This window comes from Mycobacteriales bacterium, assembly GCA_030697205.1.
In the GTDB taxonomy this organism is placed as follows: domain Bacteria; phylum Actinomycetota; class Actinomycetes; order Mycobacteriales; family SCTD01; genus JAUYQP01.
In genome coordinates this window covers 141,192-159,680 of sequence record JAUYQP010000049.1, presented here as the reverse complement: position 1 = coordinate 159,680, position 18,489 = coordinate 141,192, and the positions used below count along the sequence as shown (strand labels likewise).

The following is an 18,489-nucleotide window of genomic DNA, read 5'->3' as shown; positions in this document are numbered from 1 at the left end:
GGGCGGGCGGACGCGACGACGGCCCGCTCCCCCCTGCAGGAGCGGGCCGTCGTCGTGCGGTGCGCGGGTGTGGCCGCGCGGCGTACTAGTCCTTGTTCTTGCCCTTGCCCTTGCCCTTGCCGGGGTTCTCCTTCTTGGCCTTCTTCTCCTTGGCGGGCTTGGCCTCGTCGGCGTCCTCGGCCTCCGGCGCCTCGGTCTCCTCGACCTCGGCGGTCTCGGCGGTCTCGGCGGCCTCGTCGGCGGCGACCTCCTCGGGGGTGGAGATGCCCGGGCGCAGCGGGCCGCCCTTGACCGGCTTGACCTTCACCCGCACCGAGTCGCCGTGGACCTTCACCTTGACGGTCTCGCCGGTCTCGAGGACCAGGAAGATCGTGTGCGGGGTGGACTTCACCAGCGTGGCCGCGCCGGCGGCGACGACCGCGTCGGTGACCTTGCCCTGCTCGTCGAGGGTGTAGCCGACGGAGACGCCGGTGCCGGCGACCTCGATGGCGACCGTCGTCGCGCCCGCCTCACCGGTGGTCAGCACGAACGGGTAGCTGTAGGCGCCGTTGCCACCGATGGTCGGGGTCGCGCTGGGGGTCGCGGTGTCCACCGACTCCGCGGCGGGCAGCTCGCTCGCGGTGGCGGTCGTCGCGGACTCGGTTGGGGTCACCGACGCGCTCGGGTCCACGACGACCTCCTCAGCGACGGTGGTGGAGGCCTCCACCGGGGCAGTGGGGTCGGCCGGCGGCAGCGTCTCCGCGGCGACGGTGGTCTCGCTCGCGGACGGGGTCGGCGTCGCGTCGTCGGCGAGGCCGGGCGCGGCCGCGGACAGCGAGAGCGCGACGGCGGCGACGCCGCCGACAGCGAGGCGGGAGAGCGCGGGACGACGCATGCGGGCTGCTCCTGGGTTGAGGGGATCAGGTCGGGGGCCGACCGGTTCCCCTGTGATGTCGGCGGCGGAGACCCCGATCTGGTGGGCCGAACGGGTGAGACCGGCCAACCACCCTGTTGGGCCGAGCCGACGCGGCGCCTTCAGGCGGGGCTCGCGGGTGCCGACCCTCTCGTCGTACTCGCCCTGCCCTGGAAGGACCTCCTGTGCTCCGCACCGCCGCCGCCCTGCTCCCCCTGGCGCTCGTCGCCGGCTGCGCGAGCGGCGGGAGCGCGACGCCCGAAGCCACCGCGCAGGACCGGCTGGCCGACGCGCGGGCGCAGGCGGCGGCGCTGTCGAGCTTCGCCTTCCGGTCCGTCACCGAGCTGCCGGGGAAGACTGCGCTGCAGCGCACCGTGATCGACGGACGCGCGGCCGTGCCGGACCGGGTCGCCTACACCGTGACGATCGGCGGCACGAAGGCCGACGTGGTGCGCATCGCGGACAAGGGCTACAGCCGCACGCTGCCCAACGGGCGCTGGGCACCCGAGACGGGCACAGCGAAGGCCGCCGTCCCCGCCGTCGTCCTGCAGAGGGTGCTCGCGGCCGCCGACGACCCGGTCGACAAGGGCGATGTCGTCTTCGACGGGCGCACCGGCCGCATGGTCGAGGTCACCCTCACCGCCGAGGAGGTCCGCACGACCGGGCTGCTCGACGCCCAGGGCGGCAGCGACGTCCCCGTGACGCTGGCGCTCGACCCGCAGGGCCGGGTGCTGCGCCTCGCCGTCGAGCTGCCGCTGCAGGCTGGCGCCACGCAGGGGGTGCTGCGTCAGGTCACGACCTACGGCAGCTTCGGCACCGCGCCGGAGATCACTGCGCCGGTCTAGCGCCGGTCTAGCGCCGGTCTAGCGCAGGACGTGCCGCCACAGCGGGCGGCTGCTCATGTCGGCCTGGTCGCCGTAGAGCGGCAGCTCGTCCATCGTCACCTGCAACGCCTCGCGCGAGCCGAACAGCCGGGCCGGGTCGGTGTAGTCCTCGACCTCGGGAAAGTGCTCCGACACGATCGCCCGCACCGGCGGCGCACCAGGCGTCAGGGCCCGGGCGACGGCGTCGCGGACGTAGCCGTCGCGGCGCGGGTGCAGCGCGAACGACGACGGCGTGTGCACGTCGTGCCAGCCGTGGAAGAACTCCTCGTCGGTGAGCCGCGCGGGCTTCGGGAACCACGTCAGGTGGGTGAGGCCCGGGCTGCGCACCCCCACCGGTGCGGCGACCGGCTCGGCCTGCGGCACGGACTCGGTGACGAGGTAGCCGTCCGCCTCGCCGAGCAGTGCCTCGACCGCTGCCCGCTCGTCGACGGAGTCGAGCCACACCTCGACCAGGGCCGCGAGCTCGTCGCCCCGGCCCATCAGCAGCAGCGGTCGCGGTACCTCGCCGGACGTGTCCGCCGTCGAGACCGTCAGGCGGCGTACGACGGGCAGCAGCAGCGAGCCGTCGAGCAGCGCCGCGACCTGCGCATCGAGGTCGCCGGACCGCCAGACCAGGTAGTCGAGCTTCTCCACCTCGCGGACGCTACTGGAGCAGCTCGAACAGCTCCGCCGGGCCGTAGGTCAGGCACACCCCGCCGGCCGTCACGGTGACGAGCATGACGAGCAGCACCACTGCCGACACCCGTCGCCAGCGCGACTGCGGCCCGCCCATCGTCGGGGGGAGATAGGCCAGGGGTACGCCGGAGGGCGACTGCTGCAGCTCCGACCAGTGGGGGTCGAGCTCGGCGTCGCGCGGTGCCGCAGGGATGTCGTCGTACACGTGGTGAAGCGTCGCACGGCAGCGCGCCCGAGCAGGTGACGGAGCGGTGACTACTCCCGCGCGAGGACCGAGCGCAGCACCGGTCGGGTCTCGATGCCGGTGACGCCCTCGACCATCCGCAGCGCGTTGACGGTGTCGACGAGCTCGCGCTGCGTGGAGTAGCGCACCCGCACCTGGTAGTCGACGTTGCCGGCGAGGTCGAGGACCTCGGTGACCGACGGGATCGCGGCGATGGCCGACTCGAAGGCGGCCGCGTCGACGTCGGGGGCGGCCCGCAGGTGGACGAGCGCGGTGAGGCCCTCGTCGTCGAGGCCCGGGTCGAGCACGGTGGTGTACCCGAGGACCCACCCGTCGGTCTCGAGCCGCTTGACCCGCTGCGCCACGGCGTTGGCCGACAGCCCCACCTCGTCGCCCACGTCACGCCACGACAGACGGGCGTTCCTCACGAGCAGACGGAGGATCCGCTCGTCCGTGGCGTCCGGACGGCGCTTGCTCATCCTTGCGGCTCCGATCTTTGAAGTCCCTCCGAGCCGTCCCGAGACTCGGTGACGTGACTCTGACAGACCGCACCTCCGTGACCCCGTCCACCCTCGCCCTGGCCGGGCTGCTCGCCGTGACCGCAGCCTGGGGCTCGACCTTCTTCATGCTCAAGGGCGTGCTGGAGCGGGTGCCCGCCGCCGACTTCCTCGCGGTCCGCTTCGCCATCGCGACCCTCGTGCTCGCCGCGATCGCGCCGCACGCCGTGCGCCGGCTGACCCCGCGCGCCCGTCGCCAGGGCGTCGCGCTCGGCCTCGTCTTCGGCGCCGGCCAGCTGCTGCAGACCGTCGGCCTCGAGACGACCAGCGCGTCGGTGTCGGGCTTCGTCACGGGCATGTACGTCGTCTTCACCCCCCTGCTCGGCGCCCTGCTGCTCGGCGCCCGGCTGCCCGCCAGCGCCTGGAGCGCCGTCGGCCTCGCCACCGTCGGCCTGGGTGTGCTGTCCCTGCAGGGGCTCGCGGTCGGCACCGGCGAGGCGCTCACCCTGCTCGGGGCCCTGGCCTACGCCGCTCACATCGTCGGCCTCGGCCGCTGGAGCTCGGCCGGCGACACCGTCGGGCTCGCCATCGTGCAGCTCGCGACGACCGCTGTCGTCTGCACGGTTGGCGCCCTGCCCGGCGGCGTCGTCGTCCCGTCGACCACCGGTGACTGGATGGTGCTGCTCCACATGGCGCTCGTCGCCGGCGCGCTCGCGATGATCGTGCAGACCTGGGCGCAGGCCCGCCTCGCACCGACCCGCGCGGCCGTCGTCATGACGATGGAGCCGGTCTGGGCCGCGGGCTTCGCGGTCGCCTTCGGTGGCGAGCACCTCGGCCCGCGGGTCGCGGTCGGCGGCGTCCTCGTGATGGTCGCGATGTGGCTCGTCGAGCGCGGCGCGGCCGAGTCGGTCGAGGACCTCCAGGACCTCCAGGAGCTCCAGGACCTCCGGGCGTACGACGCCGACGTCCCCGTCCCGCGCCACCCCGTCCTCGAGCCCGTCTGAGCCCGACCGCCTCGTGGGATGTGGCGATCACGCGCGCTCACCCTCGCGACCGTGATCGCCACTTCTCCGCGGGAGCCGGGCGGGCGGCGGGCGGGCGGCGGGCGGGACGGGGCGGGGCGGTCAGTACCAGGGGACCTTGCGGGTGGACTTCCGGAAGGGCCCGCGTACCTCGAAGGTGACGCCCCCGGTCGAGCGGCCCGTCGTGCCGCGCTGCGAGGAGAAGTAGAGCCGGGTCCCGTCGGGACTGAACGCCGGCCCGGTGATCTCCGAGCCGTCGTGGCCGACGACCTGCAGGAACGGTGCGACAGTGCCCTCCGGGGTGAGCACGCAGACCTGCATGTCGCCGCCGTCCTCCGCGACGAACAGGTCGTCCGACCTCGACCCGACGACGTTGTCGACGCCGGTGAGGGGCTGTCCGCCCGACCAGGCGACGTCGAGGCGGCCGGCTGTCACGTCGTACCTCCAGACCCTGCCGTCGCCCTTCGTCGTGAACCAGCAGACGCCCCGCGCCCACCAGCAGCCCTCGCCGCCGCGGAAGACCCGCGCCCCCGGGACCTGCATCCGGGTCGGCGTCGAGGCCGCTGAGGGATCGGGGACGCGCAACCACGCGACGCCGGTGCCGGAGCCGGCCATCACCTCGAGGACGCCGGCGGAGAGGTCCGGCCAGCGGGTGGGGCGGAAGCGGTAGAAGCAGCCGTCGGTGGCGTCCTCGGTGAGGTAGACCACCTGACGGGCGGTGTCGACGGCGGCGGCCTCGTGGACGAAGCGACCCATCGCGGGCCGCACGACCGCGGCCCGGCTGCCGGTCGGGTCGCACTCCCAGACCCGGCCGCGGGCGGTCTCCTCGCACGACAGCCAGGTCCCCCACGGGGTCGCGCCCCCGGCGCAGTTGCTGCTCGTGCCCGACAGGATCCGGCGGCCGCCCAGGATCCGCCCCTCGCTGTCGAAGCGGACGACCCCGGCGCCACCACCGGAGACCAGCTCGGAGTTGGAGGCGTAGACCCAGCCGCCGTCACCGGTGCTGAAGCAGGCACCGCCGTCGGGCGCGCCGTGCCAGGTGTAGGTGCCGACCCGCTGGCCGGTGCGGGCCACGACCCGCGAACGGAAGCGCTCGGGCAGGCGCACGCCGTTGCCGTCGGCGGCGCGCAGCGGGCCGTAGGGGCTGTCGCCGGCGACCGCCGCGAAGCCGTCGCGCCACAGCGACCCACCGAGCGCGGTCGCGCCGGCGGCCACCACACCGGCCCGCAGGAAGTCCCGTCTGTCCACAGCCCGGAGTCTGCCTCCACAAGGGTCGCCCGGGCCAGCCCCGCGACCGGCAGCGTCGCCTAGCGTCGTCGTCGTGCCCGAGACCGCCGCCCGCCGCGACTCCCAGCGCTCCCGCGTCTACGCGGCCGAGGACGCCTGGGCGCAGCGCCTCGATGCCGCGCGGCAGGGCGCCGAGCTCGCGACCATCGCCGGCAGCAGCGTGCTCCTCCCGGGCGAGCGACGCTTCGGCACGCTCGCCGGGGCGCAGGACTACGCCGCCGCGGTGCTCGCCCAGCCGGCTGTCGTGGCCGTGGCCGGCCGGCTCCCGGCTCCCGGGCTGCGCACCCGGCGCGGCGTGACCGCTGCCCACTGGGAGCCACCGGGGGTGATCGCGCTGCCGGTGCCGGCGCACGGCGAGCCGTGGGCGCTGCGCGAGCACGTGCTGCTGCACGAGCTCGCCCACCACGTCGCGGAGACCACCGGCCTCGCGCACCAGCACAGCGCGCCCTTCCCGGCGGTGGTGCTGCTGCTGACCGGCGCGGCCCTGGGAGAGGCAGCGGTGCTGGCGCTGCGGGTGAGCTACGGAGAGCACGACGTGGAGGTGGGGGTCCTGTGACCGACGCAGACGACAAGCTCGTCGACCGGGTGGGCAAGCTGCTCGCCCAGGCCGAGGGCACCGACAACGAGCACGAGGCCGCGGCCTTCGTGGAGCGCGCGCAGCAGCTCGCCACGGCCCACGCCGTCGACCTGGAGCTGGCGCGCCGGCGCCAGCAGGAGCGGCACGCGCGCGGCACCCAGGAGCCCGTCGTGCAGGAGCGGCTCGTCGTCGGTGCCGCTGGCAAGCGCGGCAACCGGCACCGGGTGCTGCTCTACCTCGCGGTCGCGACCCCCAACGACGTGCGGGCCGACGTCTCCCGCGACTCCGCGTGGGTCCTCGGCTACGGCCACCGCTCCGACCTCGAGGTCGTGGAGCGTCTGTGGGCCTCGCTGGTCGTGCAGATGACCGCCGCCGCGGACCGCCGGATCGCCCGCGGCGAGCACCGCGACGAGGGGTTGGCGGCGCTGTCGTGGCGGCTGTCGTTCTACGACGGGTGGGTGGCCGAGGTGGGCCGGCGCCTCGACGAGGCCCGCGTGCGCGCGCTCGCCGCCCTCGACGAGGCCCGCGCGGCCGCCCGGGCCGCCGACCCGGCGACAACCGCGACGTCCGGCCCGTCCACGTCGTCGGAGCTGGTGCTGCGCGAGAAGGCGGTGCGGGTCTCGGACTTCTACCGGGAGGCCTCGCAGGCGCGCGGGTCGTGGCGCGGCGCCTTCGACGGCCGCACCCGGGTCAGCGGGTCAGCCCGTCGCTCGGGGGCGTCGGACGGTGCGCGGGCCGACCTCGGCCAGCCGGGGCTCCGGCAGCGCGGGCAGCTCGGCGCGTGAGCGCCTGACCCGACGCGGGCGTGCCTCGACCGGGGGTGCCAGGACCGGGGGTGCCAGCCGCGCCCGCACCGAGGCGAGCGCCACGTCGAGGGCCGGACCGAAGCGCCCGGCCGACAGCACGAGCCCGGCGTGGCCGGCGTCGACCTCGACGACATCGGCTCCCGGGATGCTCGCGGCCAGGCGGTGCTGGCGGCGTACGGGGATGGTGTGGTCCTTGCCCATGGCGACCACCGCGGTCGGGACGTCGACGCCGGCGATCCACGACGAGGAGTCGAAGCGGCCGAGCGCGTCGAGGACGTGCGGCATCGTCCAGGCGCTGGTCGAGCGGAACTGCGCGAGCCCCCACTGCGGGTCGTGCGAGGTCGTCGTCGGCAGGGCGGGCAGCGCGTCAGCGAGGCGGGTGACGCGCTCGCGGCTGTAGCGGGCGAGCGGCCGCAGCACCGCGCCGACGGCCGGGAAGAACAGCTTCTCCTTCGCGGTGCCGCGGAAGTTGCGGGCGGTGGCGCACAGCACCAGCCCCTCGACCCGCTGCGGGTGGCGCTGCCAGACGAGCTGGGCGACGGCGCCGCCCATGGAGTAGCCGACCGGGATGCAGCGGTCGACGCCGAGGGCGTCGAGCAGCGCGACGACGTCGTCGGCGCAGTCCTCGAGGGAGAAGCGCTCGGAGCGGATGCCGCGGCCGTGCCAGCGCTGGTCGAGCACGACGACGCGGTGGTCCTCGGCGAGGCCCGCGATCACGGGGTACCACGACAGGTAGCCGGTGCAGCCGAGCGCGTGCAGCAGGACCAGCACCGGGGCGCCGGGCGGGCCGGGGACGTCGACGACGAAGGTCCGGCCGCGACCGGGCAGCTCGACCACCCGGCCCTCGGGCACCGCCTCGACCCGCGGCGCGTGCAGCACCCGACCCAGCCCCTTGCTGATCACGGCAGCGCGTCCCATGACCGGAGCGTTCCACCCGCTCCGCCCCCTCATCGACAAATCCCGGTGCGCGGGACGCAGGGGCGTGTCGGCCCGTGACACCCGTCTGAGAGGCTGGGCGCTCCGCAGCACCCGTCTTCCGGAGGTTCCTCAGGTGTCGAGCAAGGGCGAGAGCGCGTTCGCGCTGTACGAGGCGGCCATCGGTCAGTCGGAGGGCACGGGCGAGTGGTTCGAGGTCGACCAGGCCCGCATCGACGCCTTCGCCGAGGTCACCGAGGACCGCCAGTTCATCCACGTCGACCCGGAGGCCTGCGCGCAGATGTCGCCGTGGGGCGTGCCGATCGCGCACGGCTTCCTCACGCTGTCGATGCTGACCCACCTGTGCGGCTCGATCCCGCAGGATCCGGCCCGTCTCGACGGCATCCTCATGGGCGTCAACTACGGCTTCGACAAGGTCCGCTTCGTCAACCCGGTGAAGGTCGGCCAGAAGGTCCGCGCCTCGTCGGTCGTCTCCGCGGTCGAGCAGAAGGACCCGAGCACGCTGCAGGTCACGCAGACCGTCACCGTCGAGATCGAGGGCGAGGCCAAGCCGGCCCTCGTCGCCGAGTGGGTCACCCGCCGCGTCTACGGCTGAGTACCTGACGAGGGGCGCGCTTGCCGCGCTCCTCGTCGTCGGGTGCACAGGACCAGGGGGTACGCCGGGGGCGTCACCGCGCGTGACCGCGCCGTCCACCGCGCCGTCCACCGCACCAGCCTCCGCGCCGGCGTCCCCGACGGCTCGGGTCCCCGCAACAGCGGCGGCGTCCGTGCTGTGCTCCTTCGTCGACCCGCGCATCACCGAGTCGAGCGGCCTGGCCGTGCTGGGCGACCGGATCTGGACCCACGACGACAGCGGTGACGGGCCGCGGCTGTTCGGCCTCGACCGACGGTGCCGCACCGTCGCCGTGCTGACGCTCGCCGGCACCGACGCCCGCGACTGGGAGGACCTGGCAGCGACGACCCCCGGCACGCTGTGGGTCGCCGACATCGGCGACAACCGGGCAGTGCGCGACCGCGGGGTGCTCGTGCACCGGGTGCCCGTACCCGACCGGAGCGGCTCGCGCACGGTGACGCCGACGTCGTACAGGTTGAGGTTCGAGGACTCACCGCGCGACGCCGAGGCGCTGCTCGTCCACCCCCGCACCGGCCAGCTGCTCGTCGTGGAGAAGGTCCGCTTCGGCGGGGCGGGGGTCTACGCCGCGCCACAGCCGATGGCGGCAGGCACGCTGAGGCGGGTCGGCGAGGTCCGCGTCGGTGCGGTCACGGGCGGTGCGGTCAGCCCCCGCGGCGACCGGGTCGTGCTGCGCACCTACACGGCCGCCTACGAGTGGGCCGTCACCGGGGACGACCTCGCGGCCGCACTGGCCGGCACCCCCGAGCGGGTCGCGCTGCCGGCGAGCGAGCAGGGCGAGGGCATCTCCTACGACACCGACGGCCGCAGCTGGCTGCTGTCCTCGGAAGGCGAGTCGGCCCCCGTCCACCGCGTCGCGAGATGATCACCACCGTTGCGTGATGGTGATCGTCTCGCGGGCCGTCCCGGCGTGTCGTCACGCGACGATCAGACACCCGGCGGCCACCCGGCGACGAGCTGCCGGTCACCGGGGCGTCGTACGGTCAGGGCTCGACCGAGGAGAGCGCGTGAGCGACGTCATCAGGGCCGAGGGGCTCGTCAAGAGGTACTCCAGTCGCAGCGGCGACGTCCGCGCGCTGGACGGGCTGGACCTCACCGTGGCCGAGGGCACCGTGCTGGGACTGCTCGGGCCCAACGGCGCCGGCAAGACCACCGCCGTCCGCATCCTCACCACGCTGCTCGAGCCCGACGAGGGCAGCGCCACGGTGGCCGGCATCGACCTCCGCAAGGACCCCAAGGGCGTGCGCCAGCGCATCGGCCTGTCGGGGCAGTACGCCGCCGTCGACGAGTACCTCACCGGCTTCGAGAACCTCGACATGATCGGCCGCCTCTACAAGCTCGGGCGTACGACGTCCAAGGCCCGTGCGCGCGAGCTCCTCGAGCGCTTCGACCTGGTGGAGTCCGGCGACCGACCGGTCAAGGGCTACTCCGGCGGCATGCGCCGCCGGCTCGACCTCGCCGGGGCCCTGGTCGCCCAGCCGCAGGTGCTCTTCCTCGACGAGCCGACGACGGGCCTCGACCCGCGCAGCCGCACCGGCATGTGGGACGTCATCCGCGAGCTCGTCTCCGGCGGCACGACCCTGCTGCTCACGACGCAGTACCTCGAGGAGGCCGACCGGCTCGCCGACGAGATCGTCGTCATCGACCACGGCAGGGCGATCGCGCACGGCACCGCCGACGAGCTCAAGCGCCAGGTCGGCGGCGAGCGCATCGAGGTCGTCGTCGTGGACGAGGCCGACGCCGCGACAGCCCGCGACGTGCTGCAGCGCCTCGCCGTCAGCGAGGTCTCGGTCGACGGCCGGTCGATGACCGCGCCCGTCAGCGGTGGGGCCGCCGACCTGCGCACCGCCCTCACCGCGCTGCACAGGGCGGGCATCGAGGTCAGCGACGTCGGCCTGCGGCGACCGACCCTCGACGACGTCTTCCTGACCCTGACCGGCCATGCCGCGGTCGACGGGAAGACGGAGGACGCAGCATGAGCGAGCTGACCGCCGCGCTCGGAGACGGCGCGATCGTCGTCAAGCGCAACCTCATCAAGATCATGCGCGTCCCCGAGCTGCTGGTCTTCACACTCATCTCGCCCATCATGTTCGTGCTGCTGTTCGCCTACGTCTTCGGCAGCTCCATCACGCTCGAGGGCACCAACTACCGCGAGTTCCTCATCGCCGGGATCTTCGCGCAGACCGTCATCTTCGGCGCGACCTACACCGGCGCGGGCATCGCCGAGGACATGCAGAAGGGCGTCATCGACCGCTTCCGCTCGCTGCCGATGTCGCGGTCGGCGGTGCTGGTGGGCCGCACCGCGAGCGACGTGCTCATCAACGTCATCAGCATCGTCGTGATGGCGGGCACGGGATTGGCTGTCGGCTGGCGGATCCGCACGTCGTTCCTGGAGGCGCTCGCCGGCTTCCTGCTCCTGCTGTTCTTCGCCTACACGTTCTCGTGGGTCATGGCGTGGGTCGGGCTGCTCGTCCCGAGCCCCGAGGTCGTCAACAACGCCAGCTTCATCGTGATCTTCCCGCTAACCTTCATCGCCAACACCTTCGTTCCCTTGGAGAACCTCCCCACGGCGCTCAGGGTGTTCGCCGAGTGGAACCCCGTGTCCTCGGTGACGCAGGCGACCCGGGAGTTGTTCGGCAACACCGCCGGCGTCGCCCGAGTCTCCGACGCCTGGCCGATCCAGCACCCGGTGCTCTACACGGTCCTGTGGGGCTTCGCGATCCTCGCGGTCTTCGTGCCGCTGTCGACGCGGCTCTACAAGCGCGCCGCCTCGCGGTAGAGCAGGTACGCCGAAGGGCCCGCTGCTCCGGGGAGCGGCGGGCCCTTCGGGCGTGCGGCGTGGGTCAGTCGACGACCACGTCACCGAGCTTGATGCGCTGGCCGCGCTTGACGACGATCCGCTTGCTGATGCCGGAGCCCTTGGGCCCGGTGATCGCGAGCACGTAGGACTCGGTCTTCTTCGCGGCGACCTTGGCCGGGCGGGTCGACGGGTTGACGTGCCACTCGAACTTCCCGTCCGTGCCCGTCTCCATCGAGGTGTCGAGGAACTCGCGGTAGACCTTCTGCTCCAGCGGGTTCTTCGCGCCCTGCAGCCACAGGTCGGTGTCGAAGGTCTTGGTGATCGACAGCTTTGCCGCGACCGGCTTGCCCGAGCGGTTGACGGCGCGGCCCGAGAGGATCGCGTGGGAGAGCCGCTTGGATGTGATCTTCTCGTCCTTGAGCTCCTGCGCCGCGTCGGCGTCGAGCTTGAGGTCCGGGCGCTTCTCCGGCGCGATGCAGCCGTAGGTCGCGAGCAGGATGAAGGCCTCGCGGTTCTTGGCGTACATCGCGGGGACGGTCGTCGGGTAGGGCGGGTGGAACGACGACCCGGCGTGCTCGAAGGTGTAGCCGATCGAGCCGAGCGCACCGTAGGCGTAGTCCGACGTGGTGCCGGTCGTGACGTAGAGGTCGATCGACTTCTGCGGGCGGTAGCCGTTGTAGACGGCCATCGCCCGACCGAGGCCCTCGAGCAGGTCGTTGTCGGGGGCGTCGTCGCGGGTGTCGCCCCACGCCCACAGCAGCAGGTCCCCGGAGGTGTGGTGGCTGATCATCGCCGTCACCTGGTGGCTCTTGAGCACGTGCGCGACGTTGCGCGACTCGGCCTCGGAGAACGGGTCGGTGCCCCGGTAGGTCTGGTCGGTCATCGACGGGGACGAGCCGCCCTCGTCGTCGCCCCACTGGTAGGCGTAGTTGCGGTTCGGGTCGACGCCGAGGTAGCCCTGCAGCTCCTTCGGGATCTCCGTCTCGGCCAGGCCGAGGCCCTCGCTGATGTGCGTGGAGCCGATCGGCCTGCGGTTCTTGCGGGTGTACGCGCCCTGCCCGCCCAGGACGATGCCCTCGAGCCCGCCGGGCGTCTCGACCGGGACCGACCGGGTGAAGTGGAAGCTGTCGACGTTGACGACCGGCACGATGATCGTGCGGACGTTGTCGACGATCGCCTTGATCCGCTTGTCCTTGGCGTAGTTCTCCAGCAGGTCGTAGGCCCACATGATCGGGACCTCGGAGGCCGGCCACTCGCGGGCGTGGTGGCAGCCGTCCTGGTAAAAGACCGGCCGACCGTCGCGCTTGCTGACGTTGGTGCAGATCTCCAGGCCGTAGACGGTGCGGCCCTCCATCGTCCGGTGCGGCAGCTCGATGAGCTTGGCCTTGGTGGGGTACTTCTTGGCCAGCGCGCGCATGTCGCGCTCGTAGTCGGCGAGCACGCGGTAGTCGCCGGTCTTCGTCTCGCCGGGCTGCACGGCGAGCGACCGCACGGCGGTCTTCGCCTTGGCGGCCTCGAGCGCGTCGGCGAGCGCGAGGTCGGGGACCTCGATCACGAAGCGCAGGCCGAGGTCCTTGAGCCGGGCGAGGTCACCGGGCCAGAGCAGGTACTGCACCGAGCCGTCCTCGTAGACCGTGTGGGTGTCGTCGAAGCCGACCATCGCCTTGCGCTGCTTGGCGGTCGTCGCCCACACGCGTGCCAGCTGCATGAGCGCCCGGCCTCCGGCACCCGCGACAGGCGAGGCGACGCTCGACGAGGTGGCCGCTCCCGACGGGAGCGCCGTGGCGACGACGCCGGCGGCAGCGACCGCACCGGCGGTGCGCAGCAGCGCGCGACGGCTGACGCCGGTCTCGCTGGTCTCGACAGGAACCGGGGCAGTGGTCACAGGAGCGCTCCAAGCACGAGGCGTACGACGGGGGATGGTTGTGAATTCGACAGGACAACGAATTCTCCTGCCGCGAGTGACGGGCGTCACCCGATCGTGTCCGGCGGGCTGGCCGGCTACTGCAGGACGGCGACCGCGGGATCGTCATAGGTCTTGTCGACGAAGCCGACGGCGATCTTGCCGTCGGGCAGGATCGCGACGGTGGCGACGTCGAAGCGGTTGGACTTCGCGCCCGAGACCACGCCGCTGACGTCGAGGCCGGCGGTGAAGGCCATGTCGCCCTTGCCGACGAGCAGCGCGTCCTTGTGGACGGCCTTGCCCGTGCGGGTGTCGAGGCGCAGCACCAGGGCCTGGTTGTTGCCGTCGTCCTTCGTGACGTGCGGCGCGACCGCCGACACGCCGAGCTTGCCGTGGGCCTTGTCGTCCATCGACGATGTTGGCCTCGCCCGGGACGGCGATCGTCGTGGCCGTCCAGCTGCGCCCGCCGTCGCGCGAGATGCGGTAGGTGACCGCGTCACCGGCCGCCTTCACGTCGTGCAGCCACCCGCGGGAGTCGCTGTGCAGCGCACCCTCGACCTCCAGCGAGCCGTCGCCGCCGAAGCACGACCAGGTCGCGTCGCTGTTGAGGGCCTGCTTCTCGCAGCCCGTGGACCCGACGGCGTTGAGCGAGATCGCGCCACCCCCGGGCAGCGGGGTGATGCGGGTCTCGGCGTGCTCCTGCATGTAGTCGAGGTCCGGGTCAGCTGCGACCGGTAGCGCACTGGCGGTGCCGCCGGCGATCGCCTCGACGTCGGTCCTGCTCGGCCGCAGGTAGGTGATGCCGTCGGTGCTGATCAGCACGACGCGGCGGTTGAAGTTCGAGAGCACCATCGAGACCCATGGGACGGTCTGACCGGCGATCGCGAACGGACCCTTCGCCACGGCCATCCACTGGCGGTCGTAGAACGGCTCGTGCAGCGGCATCTCGCCCTAGGAGCAGGGCTTGGTGTCCGCCTCGTAGAGGAAGGACTGGAGCCGGTCGCCGCTGTAGGGGTCCCACCCGACCCCGACGATGTCGCCACCGGGTGCCATGACGATGGTGCCCTCGCCTCCACCGACCGCCCGCGGCGACGCGTCGTCGAGCTGGCTGGTCACCGGAGTCAGCGTGCGGATCTCGGTCCAGCTCTTGCTCTTGTCGTCGGAGTAGGCGGGGAACTGCCCGCCGAACTCCACGAGCCGGCCGGTACGGGTCGCTGCGACGAGCACCTCGCAGCAGGTGCCACCCGCCGTCGTGACGGTCCACTTCGCGGTCCCGCGCTTCTTGCCCTTGCCGTCGAGCACGCCGTAGGCCCGGGTCACGGGCGTGTCGGCGAGCTTGGCCGAGGTCGTGGCAGCGCGCCGGGCGGCGCGGACAGCGCGGCGGTGGCGGCCGCGACGACCCCCAGGGCGACGAGCGCAGCGGCGGTACGACGACGAGGGGTGCGGGGCACGGGGGTCTCCCGCGGCGGGCGGGACGGCCCGGGGTCCCCGGGTCGCCTGCTCGTTTCGCCACCGATCTGTGCACCTCCTGCCGGAAGCACCCGGATGGCCGGTTGACGCCCGGTCCCCGAGGGTTTGCACTGAAGGCGAGGAGGTGCCCATGGGGTCGCGCGCAACGACGGTCTGCGCCACCGCCTCCGGCCGTGTCGTGACGGTGCAGCCGGTCGGCGACCTCGACCTCGCCACCTCGGACGACCTGCGGGCGCGGCTCTCCGAGGCCGCCACGCTCTCGGCGTACCTCGTCGTGCTCGACCTCGCCCAGGTCGACTTCCTCGACAGCACCGCGGTGGGCGTCGTGGTGGGTGCGCACAAGCACCTCGCGGCCGACGGCCGGCACCTCGTGCTGTGCCACGTCGGCGCGATGCCGGCCCGTGTGCTCCAGATCACAGGGCTGCTCGACCTTCTCGACGTGCGCGAGGACAGCCCTGCGCTCGATGACGAGTCGCTCCGGCACTGATCAGCGCGCAGGAGTCCGGGCGTCGGCGGAGAAGAGAGGGCGCATGCGCCTGCGCCCTGTCCTCGCCCCCCTGGCCCTGCTCGCCCTGCCGCTGGCCGCGCCGGCACTGGCCGCGCCGACCTGCACCACGGTCCCGACCGCGGCCTGCGGTGGCCGGGTCGTGGCCGAGCCTGAGCTGTCGACGACCTTCCACCAGTTCGACGGACCGGTGGAGAGCGTCGGGGCCAGCCTCGAGGCCATCGAGGCGCTCGCGCCGCGCTACCTCGAGGTCATGACGATGGCCGAGGCCAACGGCAACGACACCCACATCAGCGCCGGCGGGCGCCCGCTGTGGGTCGTGCGCGTCACCGACGAGGAGGCACCTCGGGCAGGGAAGGCCCAGGTCGCGGTGTCGCTGTCGGTGCACGGCCTCGAGGCGGCGGGCCGCGAGGGCGGACTGCGCTACGTCGAGGACCTCGCCCGGTCGACCCCCGAGACGCTGCTCTACGCCGGCGACACCGGCTTCCCCTTCAGCGAGGTCATGCGGCGCACCGAGACGTGGATCGCCTTCACCAACTCCGACGGGTGGGCCGCCGGTGACCTGACGACGAGCGACCCCGGCCCGGGCTTCCAGCGGGGCAACGCCAACGGCGCCGACCTCAACCGCGACCTCGCCACGGTCGGCTGGTACGACCACTCGGGTGGCCGCGGCCTCGCCGAGTCCGAGCCCGAGACGCGCGCCTGGACGACGCTGGTGAAGTCCTTCCCCAACCTCAAGACGAGCACCGACATCCACGGCGAGCTGACCACGCCCAACGACGCCTTCAGCGACCTGATCATCCCGGCAGGGCAGTGGACCCCGCAGCGCCAGGACCAGGTCAACCAGCTGTCGCTCAACATGATCCGCACCGTGGAGCGCAAGTTCGAGCAGCACGGCGTCATCCTCGACGACGTCTTCGGGCCGCTGCCCAGCGACGGGGCCACCCCGCGCAGGGCGGCCAACGTAGCGGCGGCCTACGACATCGTCGGCTACGACGACAGCGGCTTCATGGGCGACTGGTTCAGCCAGACCCAGGACGCGGTCCACATGGACGTCGAGAACTTCCTCTCCAACCTCGCGCCCAACAACGTGTGGAACGGCGCCGTCGAGCAGGCCCACGTCGCCGCGGTCCGCGGCAACATCGAGGCGACGATCGTCGAGTCGCTCATCACCGACCAGGTCCGGCCGTCGGCCGACTACGGCCGGGTCGCCTACGTCATGGACCCCAACCGCACCAGCTCCGACCCGGCCGTCGACGACGGCGTGCCCGGCACCGGCGCGGACCTCGAGGAGGGCGAGACCCAGACGCCCTACGACGTGAGCCGCATGGACTACTTCCCCGTGCTCGCGGAGGCCTTCGACGCGGAGGTCGCCCCGGTGACGGCCGAGGCCGTCGCCTCGGGCACCGACCTGACGCGCTACGACACCCTCGTCGTCGCCGACATGGAGCTGCCGCGCGGCTCCACCGCCGACCGCACCCGCTACCTCGCGGCGCTGGACGCCTTCGCCAAGGGCGGCGGCCAGCTGCTTCTCACCGACCGCGCGGTGTCGATCGTCGAGGCGCTCGGCATCATCGGCGCCGGCGAGGCGGGCGGCGTCACCGTCAACAAGACCGACGCCGGTCACGTCGACTTCGTCGCGCCGCTCGGCGACCACCCCCTCGAGAAGGGCCTGGTCGGCAAGCCGAGCCAGACCTGGTACGAGGTCATGCTCGGCTACCCGTCGCGCAACCAGGCGCCCAACTACGGCGTCCTGCGCGAGGTGTGGGAGGCCGCGGGCGGCGAGACCGTCGCGACCGTGGGCGACCAGGGCGCGACCGACTCTCCCAACACCGCGCTGGGCAGCATCGAGCGGGGCGCCGGCAAGGTCACCATCTTCGGGTCGATCCTGCCGCAGGCCATCGAGACCCTCGAGGGCATCGAAACCCCGCACCCCTTCGGCCTCGCGTCCTACGCCCCGACCATCACCGGCGGCCAGGTCCTCGACAACATCCTGGCCTTCCGCGGGACCAACCGCACCGGCGCCACCGTGGTCACGCCGCCCGTCGTGACGCCGCCGACCGCGCCCGTCCCCGACACCGGCTCGCTGCCGACCACCGGCCTGCCCGTGCTGCTGCCCCTCGGGGCCGTGCTGCTGCTCGGCTCGGCCGCCGTCGTCCGTCGTCGCCGCTCCGCACAGCCGGCTTCCTAGCCGCACCTCCCCTCCCCTGTCACACCGCTCGGGTTGCATGGTGGCGTGGGCAGCTACCGCTTCGATGCCGAGCTCTGGGAGCACGCGGGCGAGGCCGCCTGGCACTTCGTCACCGTCCCCGCGGAGCTGAGCGAGGACCTGCGCGGTGACGCCGGTCCGCGGCGCGGCTTCGGCTCCGTGCGGGTCCGGGTCACGATCGGCGGGAGCACCTGGTCCACGTCGGTCTTCCCGTCGGCCGCAGGGCCGTTCCTGCTGCCGGTGAAGAAGGCCGTCCGGCGGGCAGAGGAGCTGGAGGCCGGCGACACCGTGGCCGTCGAGCTCGTCGTTGACGAGGCGTCCCGACCCGGATAACGTACAACCCAATGGTTGTAGATACGGACGAGCGCATCGACCAGGTCTTCGCGGCCCTGGCCGACCGGACCCGTCGAGACATCGTCGCCCGCGTCATGGAGCGGGAGGCGTCGGTCTCCGCGCTCGCTGAGGCCTACGACATGTCCTTCGCCGCCGTGCAGAAGCACGTCGCGGTGCTCGAGCGGGCCGGCCTGGTCACGAAGACGGCTCGCGGCCGGGAGCGCCTCGTGTCCGGCGACCTGCACGCCCTTCGAGCAGCTAGCCGGCTGCTCGACCACTACGAGGAGATCTGGCGCGGCCGGCTCGGCCGCATCGACGACCTTCTCAACGAGTCCTCCTAGGAGACCGCCATGCCCGTGATCAGCACCACTCAGGACAGCGAGGCGCTGAGCCTCACCCTCGTCAGCGAGTTTCCCCACCCGCTCGCGCGCGTCTGGCAGGTATGGGCCGACCCGCGCCAACTCGAGCGCTGGTGGGGCCCGCCGACGTGGCCGGCCACCTTCGTGCAGCTAGAGCTCGTGACGGGAGGCCGCGCGTCCTACGTGATGACCGGGCCCGACGGCGCGACGTCGCGCGGCTGGTGGGAGCTCCTCATCGTCGACGAGCCCAAGCGGATCGAGCTCGAGGACGGCTTCTCCGACGACAGCGGCAACCCCAACCGCGACATGCCCACCACGCGCACCGAGGTCGTCCTCCACGAGACCTCCGAGGGCACCCGCATGACGGTGACGTCGCACTTCGCCAGCGCCGAGCAGATGACACAGCTGGTCGAGATGGGCATGGTGGAGGGCATCACGTCGGCCGCCGGCCAGATCGACGCGATCCTCGACGAGACCTGA

General features: G+C 72.9%; 24 protein-coding genes. 14 read left to right on the top strand and 10 right to left on the bottom strand.

Annotated features, from left to right (window positions below; all coding sequences use genetic code 11):
- Positions 1-85 precede the first annotated feature (85 nt).
- Complete coding sequence (locus Q8R60_16730; protein MDP3714119.1) at positions 86-874, bottom strand: hypothetical protein; 789 nt, start codon at positions 872-874, stop codon at positions 86-88.
- Between the two features lie 203 nt (positions 875-1,077).
- Here Q8R60_16730 and Q8R60_16725 point away from each other — a divergent pair, with 203 nt between their 5' ends.
- The gene (locus Q8R60_16725; protein MDP3714118.1) at positions 1,078-1,737 is read left to right on the top strand and encodes a hypothetical protein; all 660 of its coding nucleotides are present in this window, start codon (positions 1,078-1,080) and stop codon (positions 1,735-1,737) included.
- A gap of 18 nt (positions 1,738-1,755) precedes the next feature.
- Here the strand turns inward: Q8R60_16725 and Q8R60_16720 are convergent, their stop codons facing one another.
- The 3 genes from Q8R60_16720 to Q8R60_16710 are packed head-to-tail and all read right to left on the bottom strand — an operon-like array spanning position 1,756 to position 3,153.
- On the bottom strand, positions 1,756-2,409 hold the full coding sequence (locus tag Q8R60_16720) for an EthD domain-containing protein (protein MDP3714117.1): 654 nt from the start codon (positions 2,407-2,409) through the stop codon (positions 1,756-1,758).
- A gap of 10 nt (positions 2,410-2,419) precedes the next feature.
- A complete protein-coding gene (locus Q8R60_16715; GenBank protein MDP3714116.1) occupies positions 2,420-2,656 on the bottom strand; it encodes a hypothetical protein in 237 nt (78 codons plus the stop codon).
- A 50-nt stretch (positions 2,657-2,706) separates the two neighbouring features.
- Positions 2,707-3,153 (bottom strand): Lrp/AsnC family transcriptional regulator, encoded by a 447-nt coding sequence (locus Q8R60_16710; protein ID MDP3714115.1) that lies wholly within the window; start codon positions 3,151-3,153, stop codon positions 2,707-2,709.
- 53 nt (positions 3,154-3,206) lie between these two features.
- Here Q8R60_16710 and Q8R60_16705 point away from each other — a divergent pair, with 53 nt between their 5' ends.
- Positions 3,207-4,175, top strand: a complete 969-nt coding sequence (locus Q8R60_16705) for a DMT family transporter (GenBank protein ID MDP3714114.1) — start codon at positions 3,207-3,209, stop codon at positions 4,173-4,175.
- Positions 4,176-4,295: 120 nt separating this feature from the next.
- Here the strand turns inward: Q8R60_16705 and Q8R60_16700 are convergent, their stop codons facing one another.
- Complete coding sequence (locus Q8R60_16700) at positions 4,296-5,441, bottom strand: DUF839 domain-containing protein (GenBank protein ID MDP3714113.1); 1,146 nt, start codon at positions 5,439-5,441, stop codon at positions 4,296-4,298.
- A 73-nt stretch (positions 5,442-5,514) separates the two neighbouring features.
- Here Q8R60_16700 and Q8R60_16695 point away from each other — a divergent pair, with 73 nt between their 5' ends.
- Positions 5,515-6,036: a TIGR04338 family metallohydrolase gene (locus tag Q8R60_16695; protein ID MDP3714112.1), complete on the top strand. Its 522-nt coding sequence runs from the start codon at positions 5,515-5,517 to the stop codon at positions 6,034-6,036.
- A complete protein-coding gene (locus Q8R60_16690; GenBank protein MDP3714111.1) occupies positions 6,033-6,842 on the top strand; it encodes a DUF2786 domain-containing protein in 810 nt (269 codons plus the stop codon). The genes Q8R60_16695 and Q8R60_16690 overlap by 4 nt, the downstream gene beginning before the upstream one ends.
- Here Q8R60_16690 and Q8R60_16685 read toward each other — a convergent pair.
- Positions 6,756-7,781, bottom strand: a complete 1,026-nt coding sequence (locus Q8R60_16685; GenBank protein MDP3714110.1) for an alpha/beta fold hydrolase — start codon at positions 7,779-7,781, stop codon at positions 6,756-6,758. The genes Q8R60_16690 and Q8R60_16685 overlap by 87 nt on opposite strands.
- 133 nt (positions 7,782-7,914) lie before the next feature.
- On the opposite strand from Q8R60_16685, the gene Q8R60_16680 reads away from it, so the two are divergent.
- The 4 genes from Q8R60_16680 (at position 7,915) to Q8R60_16665 (ending at position 11,209) form a co-directional block, all read left to right on the top strand.
- The gene (locus Q8R60_16680; GenBank protein ID MDP3714109.1) at positions 7,915-8,394 is read left to right on the top strand and encodes a MaoC family dehydratase; all 480 of its coding nucleotides are present in this window, start codon (positions 7,915-7,917) and stop codon (positions 8,392-8,394) included.
- Between the two features lie 82 nt (positions 8,395-8,476).
- Positions 8,477-9,295 carry a hypothetical protein gene (locus Q8R60_16675; protein ID MDP3714108.1) on the top strand — a complete coding sequence of 273 codons (819 nt, stop codon included), beginning with the start codon at positions 8,477-8,479 and terminating at the stop codon, positions 9,293-9,295.
- 142 nt (positions 9,296-9,437) lie between these two features.
- Positions 9,438-10,409 (top strand): ATP-binding cassette domain-containing protein, encoded by a 972-nt coding sequence (locus tag Q8R60_16670; protein MDP3714107.1) that lies wholly within the window; start codon positions 9,438-9,440, stop codon positions 10,407-10,409.
- Positions 10,406-11,209: an ABC transporter permease gene (locus Q8R60_16665; protein ID MDP3714106.1), complete on the top strand. Its 804-nt coding sequence runs from the start codon at positions 10,406-10,408 to the stop codon at positions 11,207-11,209. The genes Q8R60_16670 and Q8R60_16665 overlap by 4 nt, the downstream gene beginning before the upstream one ends.
- A gap of 64 nt (positions 11,210-11,273) precedes the next feature.
- On the opposite strand, the gene Q8R60_16660 is transcribed toward Q8R60_16665, so the two are convergent.
- On the bottom strand, positions 11,274-13,115 hold the full coding sequence (locus tag Q8R60_16660) for a M14 family metallopeptidase (protein ID MDP3714105.1): 1,842 nt from the start codon (positions 13,113-13,115) through the stop codon (positions 11,274-11,276).
- A 116-nt stretch (positions 13,116-13,231) separates the two neighbouring features.
- Entirely contained in the window at positions 13,232-13,543 is a 312-nt protein-coding gene (locus Q8R60_16655; protein ID MDP3714104.1) for a hypothetical protein, read from the bottom strand.
- A gap of 77 nt (positions 13,544-13,620) precedes the next feature.
- Here Q8R60_16655 and Q8R60_16650 point away from each other — a divergent pair, with 77 nt between their 5' ends.
- On the top strand, positions 13,621-13,842 hold the full coding sequence (locus Q8R60_16650) for a hypothetical protein (protein ID MDP3714103.1): 222 nt from the start codon (positions 13,621-13,623) through the stop codon (positions 13,840-13,842).
- A 242-nt stretch (positions 13,843-14,084) separates the two neighbouring features.
- Here Q8R60_16650 and Q8R60_16645 read toward each other — a convergent pair whose 3' ends face one another.
- A complete protein-coding gene (locus tag Q8R60_16645; GenBank protein MDP3714102.1) occupies positions 14,085-14,453 on the bottom strand; it encodes a hypothetical protein in 369 nt (122 codons plus the stop codon).
- Positions 14,450-14,584 carry a hypothetical protein gene (locus Q8R60_16640; protein MDP3714101.1) on the bottom strand — a complete coding sequence of 45 codons (135 nt, stop codon included), beginning with the start codon at positions 14,582-14,584 and terminating at the stop codon, positions 14,450-14,452. Before Q8R60_16640 ends, Q8R60_16645 begins: the two co-directional genes overlap by 4 nt.
- 149 nt (positions 14,585-14,733) lie before the next feature.
- Between Q8R60_16640 and Q8R60_16635 the strand changes: the two genes are divergently transcribed.
- Genes Q8R60_16635 through Q8R60_16615 form a run of 5 tightly spaced genes read left to right on the top strand, consistent with a single transcriptional unit; the run spans position 14,734 to position 18,489 of the window.
- Positions 14,734-15,090, top strand: coding sequence for an STAS domain-containing protein (locus Q8R60_16635; protein ID MDP3714100.1), 357 nt, complete (start codon positions 14,734-14,736; stop codon positions 15,088-15,090).
- Positions 15,091-15,133: 43 nt separating this feature from the next.
- Entirely contained in the window at positions 15,134-17,299 is a 2,166-nt protein-coding gene (locus Q8R60_16630) for a M14 family zinc carboxypeptidase (protein ID MDP3714099.1), read from the top strand.
- A gap of 45 nt (positions 17,300-17,344) precedes the next feature.
- Positions 17,345-17,650, top strand: coding sequence for a DUF1905 domain-containing protein (locus tag Q8R60_16625; protein MDP3714098.1), 306 nt, complete (start codon positions 17,345-17,347; stop codon positions 17,648-17,650).
- 11 nt (positions 17,651-17,661) lie between these two features.
- Positions 17,662-17,991, top strand: coding sequence for a metalloregulator ArsR/SmtB family transcription factor (locus Q8R60_16620; protein MDP3714097.1), 330 nt, complete (start codon positions 17,662-17,664; stop codon positions 17,989-17,991).
- Between the two features lie 9 nt (positions 17,992-18,000).
- Positions 18,001-18,489, top strand: a complete 489-nt coding sequence (locus Q8R60_16615; protein MDP3714096.1) for an SRPBCC domain-containing protein — start codon at positions 18,001-18,003, stop codon at positions 18,487-18,489.

What these genes read in the sequence shown, in the direction of transcription:
- Q8R60_16730 (MDP3714119.1), bottom strand. Translation starts at nt 874, where the DNA reads ATGCGTCGTCCCGCGCTCTCCCGCCTCGCTGTCGGCGGCGTCGCCGCC.
- Q8R60_16710 (MDP3714115.1), bottom strand. Translation starts at nt 3,153, where the DNA reads ATGAGCAAGCGCCGTCCGGACGCCACGGACGAGCGGATCCTCCGTCTG.
- Q8R60_16685 (MDP3714110.1), bottom strand. Translation starts at nt 7,781, where the DNA reads ATGGGACGCGCTGCCGTGATCAGCAAGGGGCTGGGTCGGGTGCTGCAC.
- Q8R60_16665 (MDP3714106.1), top strand. Translation starts at nt 10,406, where the DNA reads ATGAGCGAGCTGACCGCCGCGCTCGGAGACGGCGCGATCGTCGTCAAG.
- Q8R60_16655 (MDP3714104.1), bottom strand. Translation starts at nt 13,543, where the DNA reads ATGGACGACAAGGCCCACGGCAAGCTCGGCGTGTCGGCGGTCGCGCCG.
- Q8R60_16635 (MDP3714100.1), top strand. Translation starts at nt 14,734, where the DNA reads ATGGGGTCGCGCGCAACGACGGTCTGCGCCACCGCCTCCGGCCGTGTC.
- Q8R60_16630 (MDP3714099.1), top strand. Translation starts at nt 15,134, where the DNA reads ATGCGCCTGCGCCCTGTCCTCGCCCCCCTGGCCCTGCTCGCCCTGCCG.
- Q8R60_16620 (MDP3714097.1), top strand. Translation starts at nt 17,662, where the DNA reads ATGGTTGTAGATACGGACGAGCGCATCGACCAGGTCTTCGCGGCCCTG.
- Q8R60_16615 (MDP3714096.1), top strand. Translation starts at nt 18,001, where the DNA reads ATGCCCGTGATCAGCACCACTCAGGACAGCGAGGCGCTGAGCCTCACC.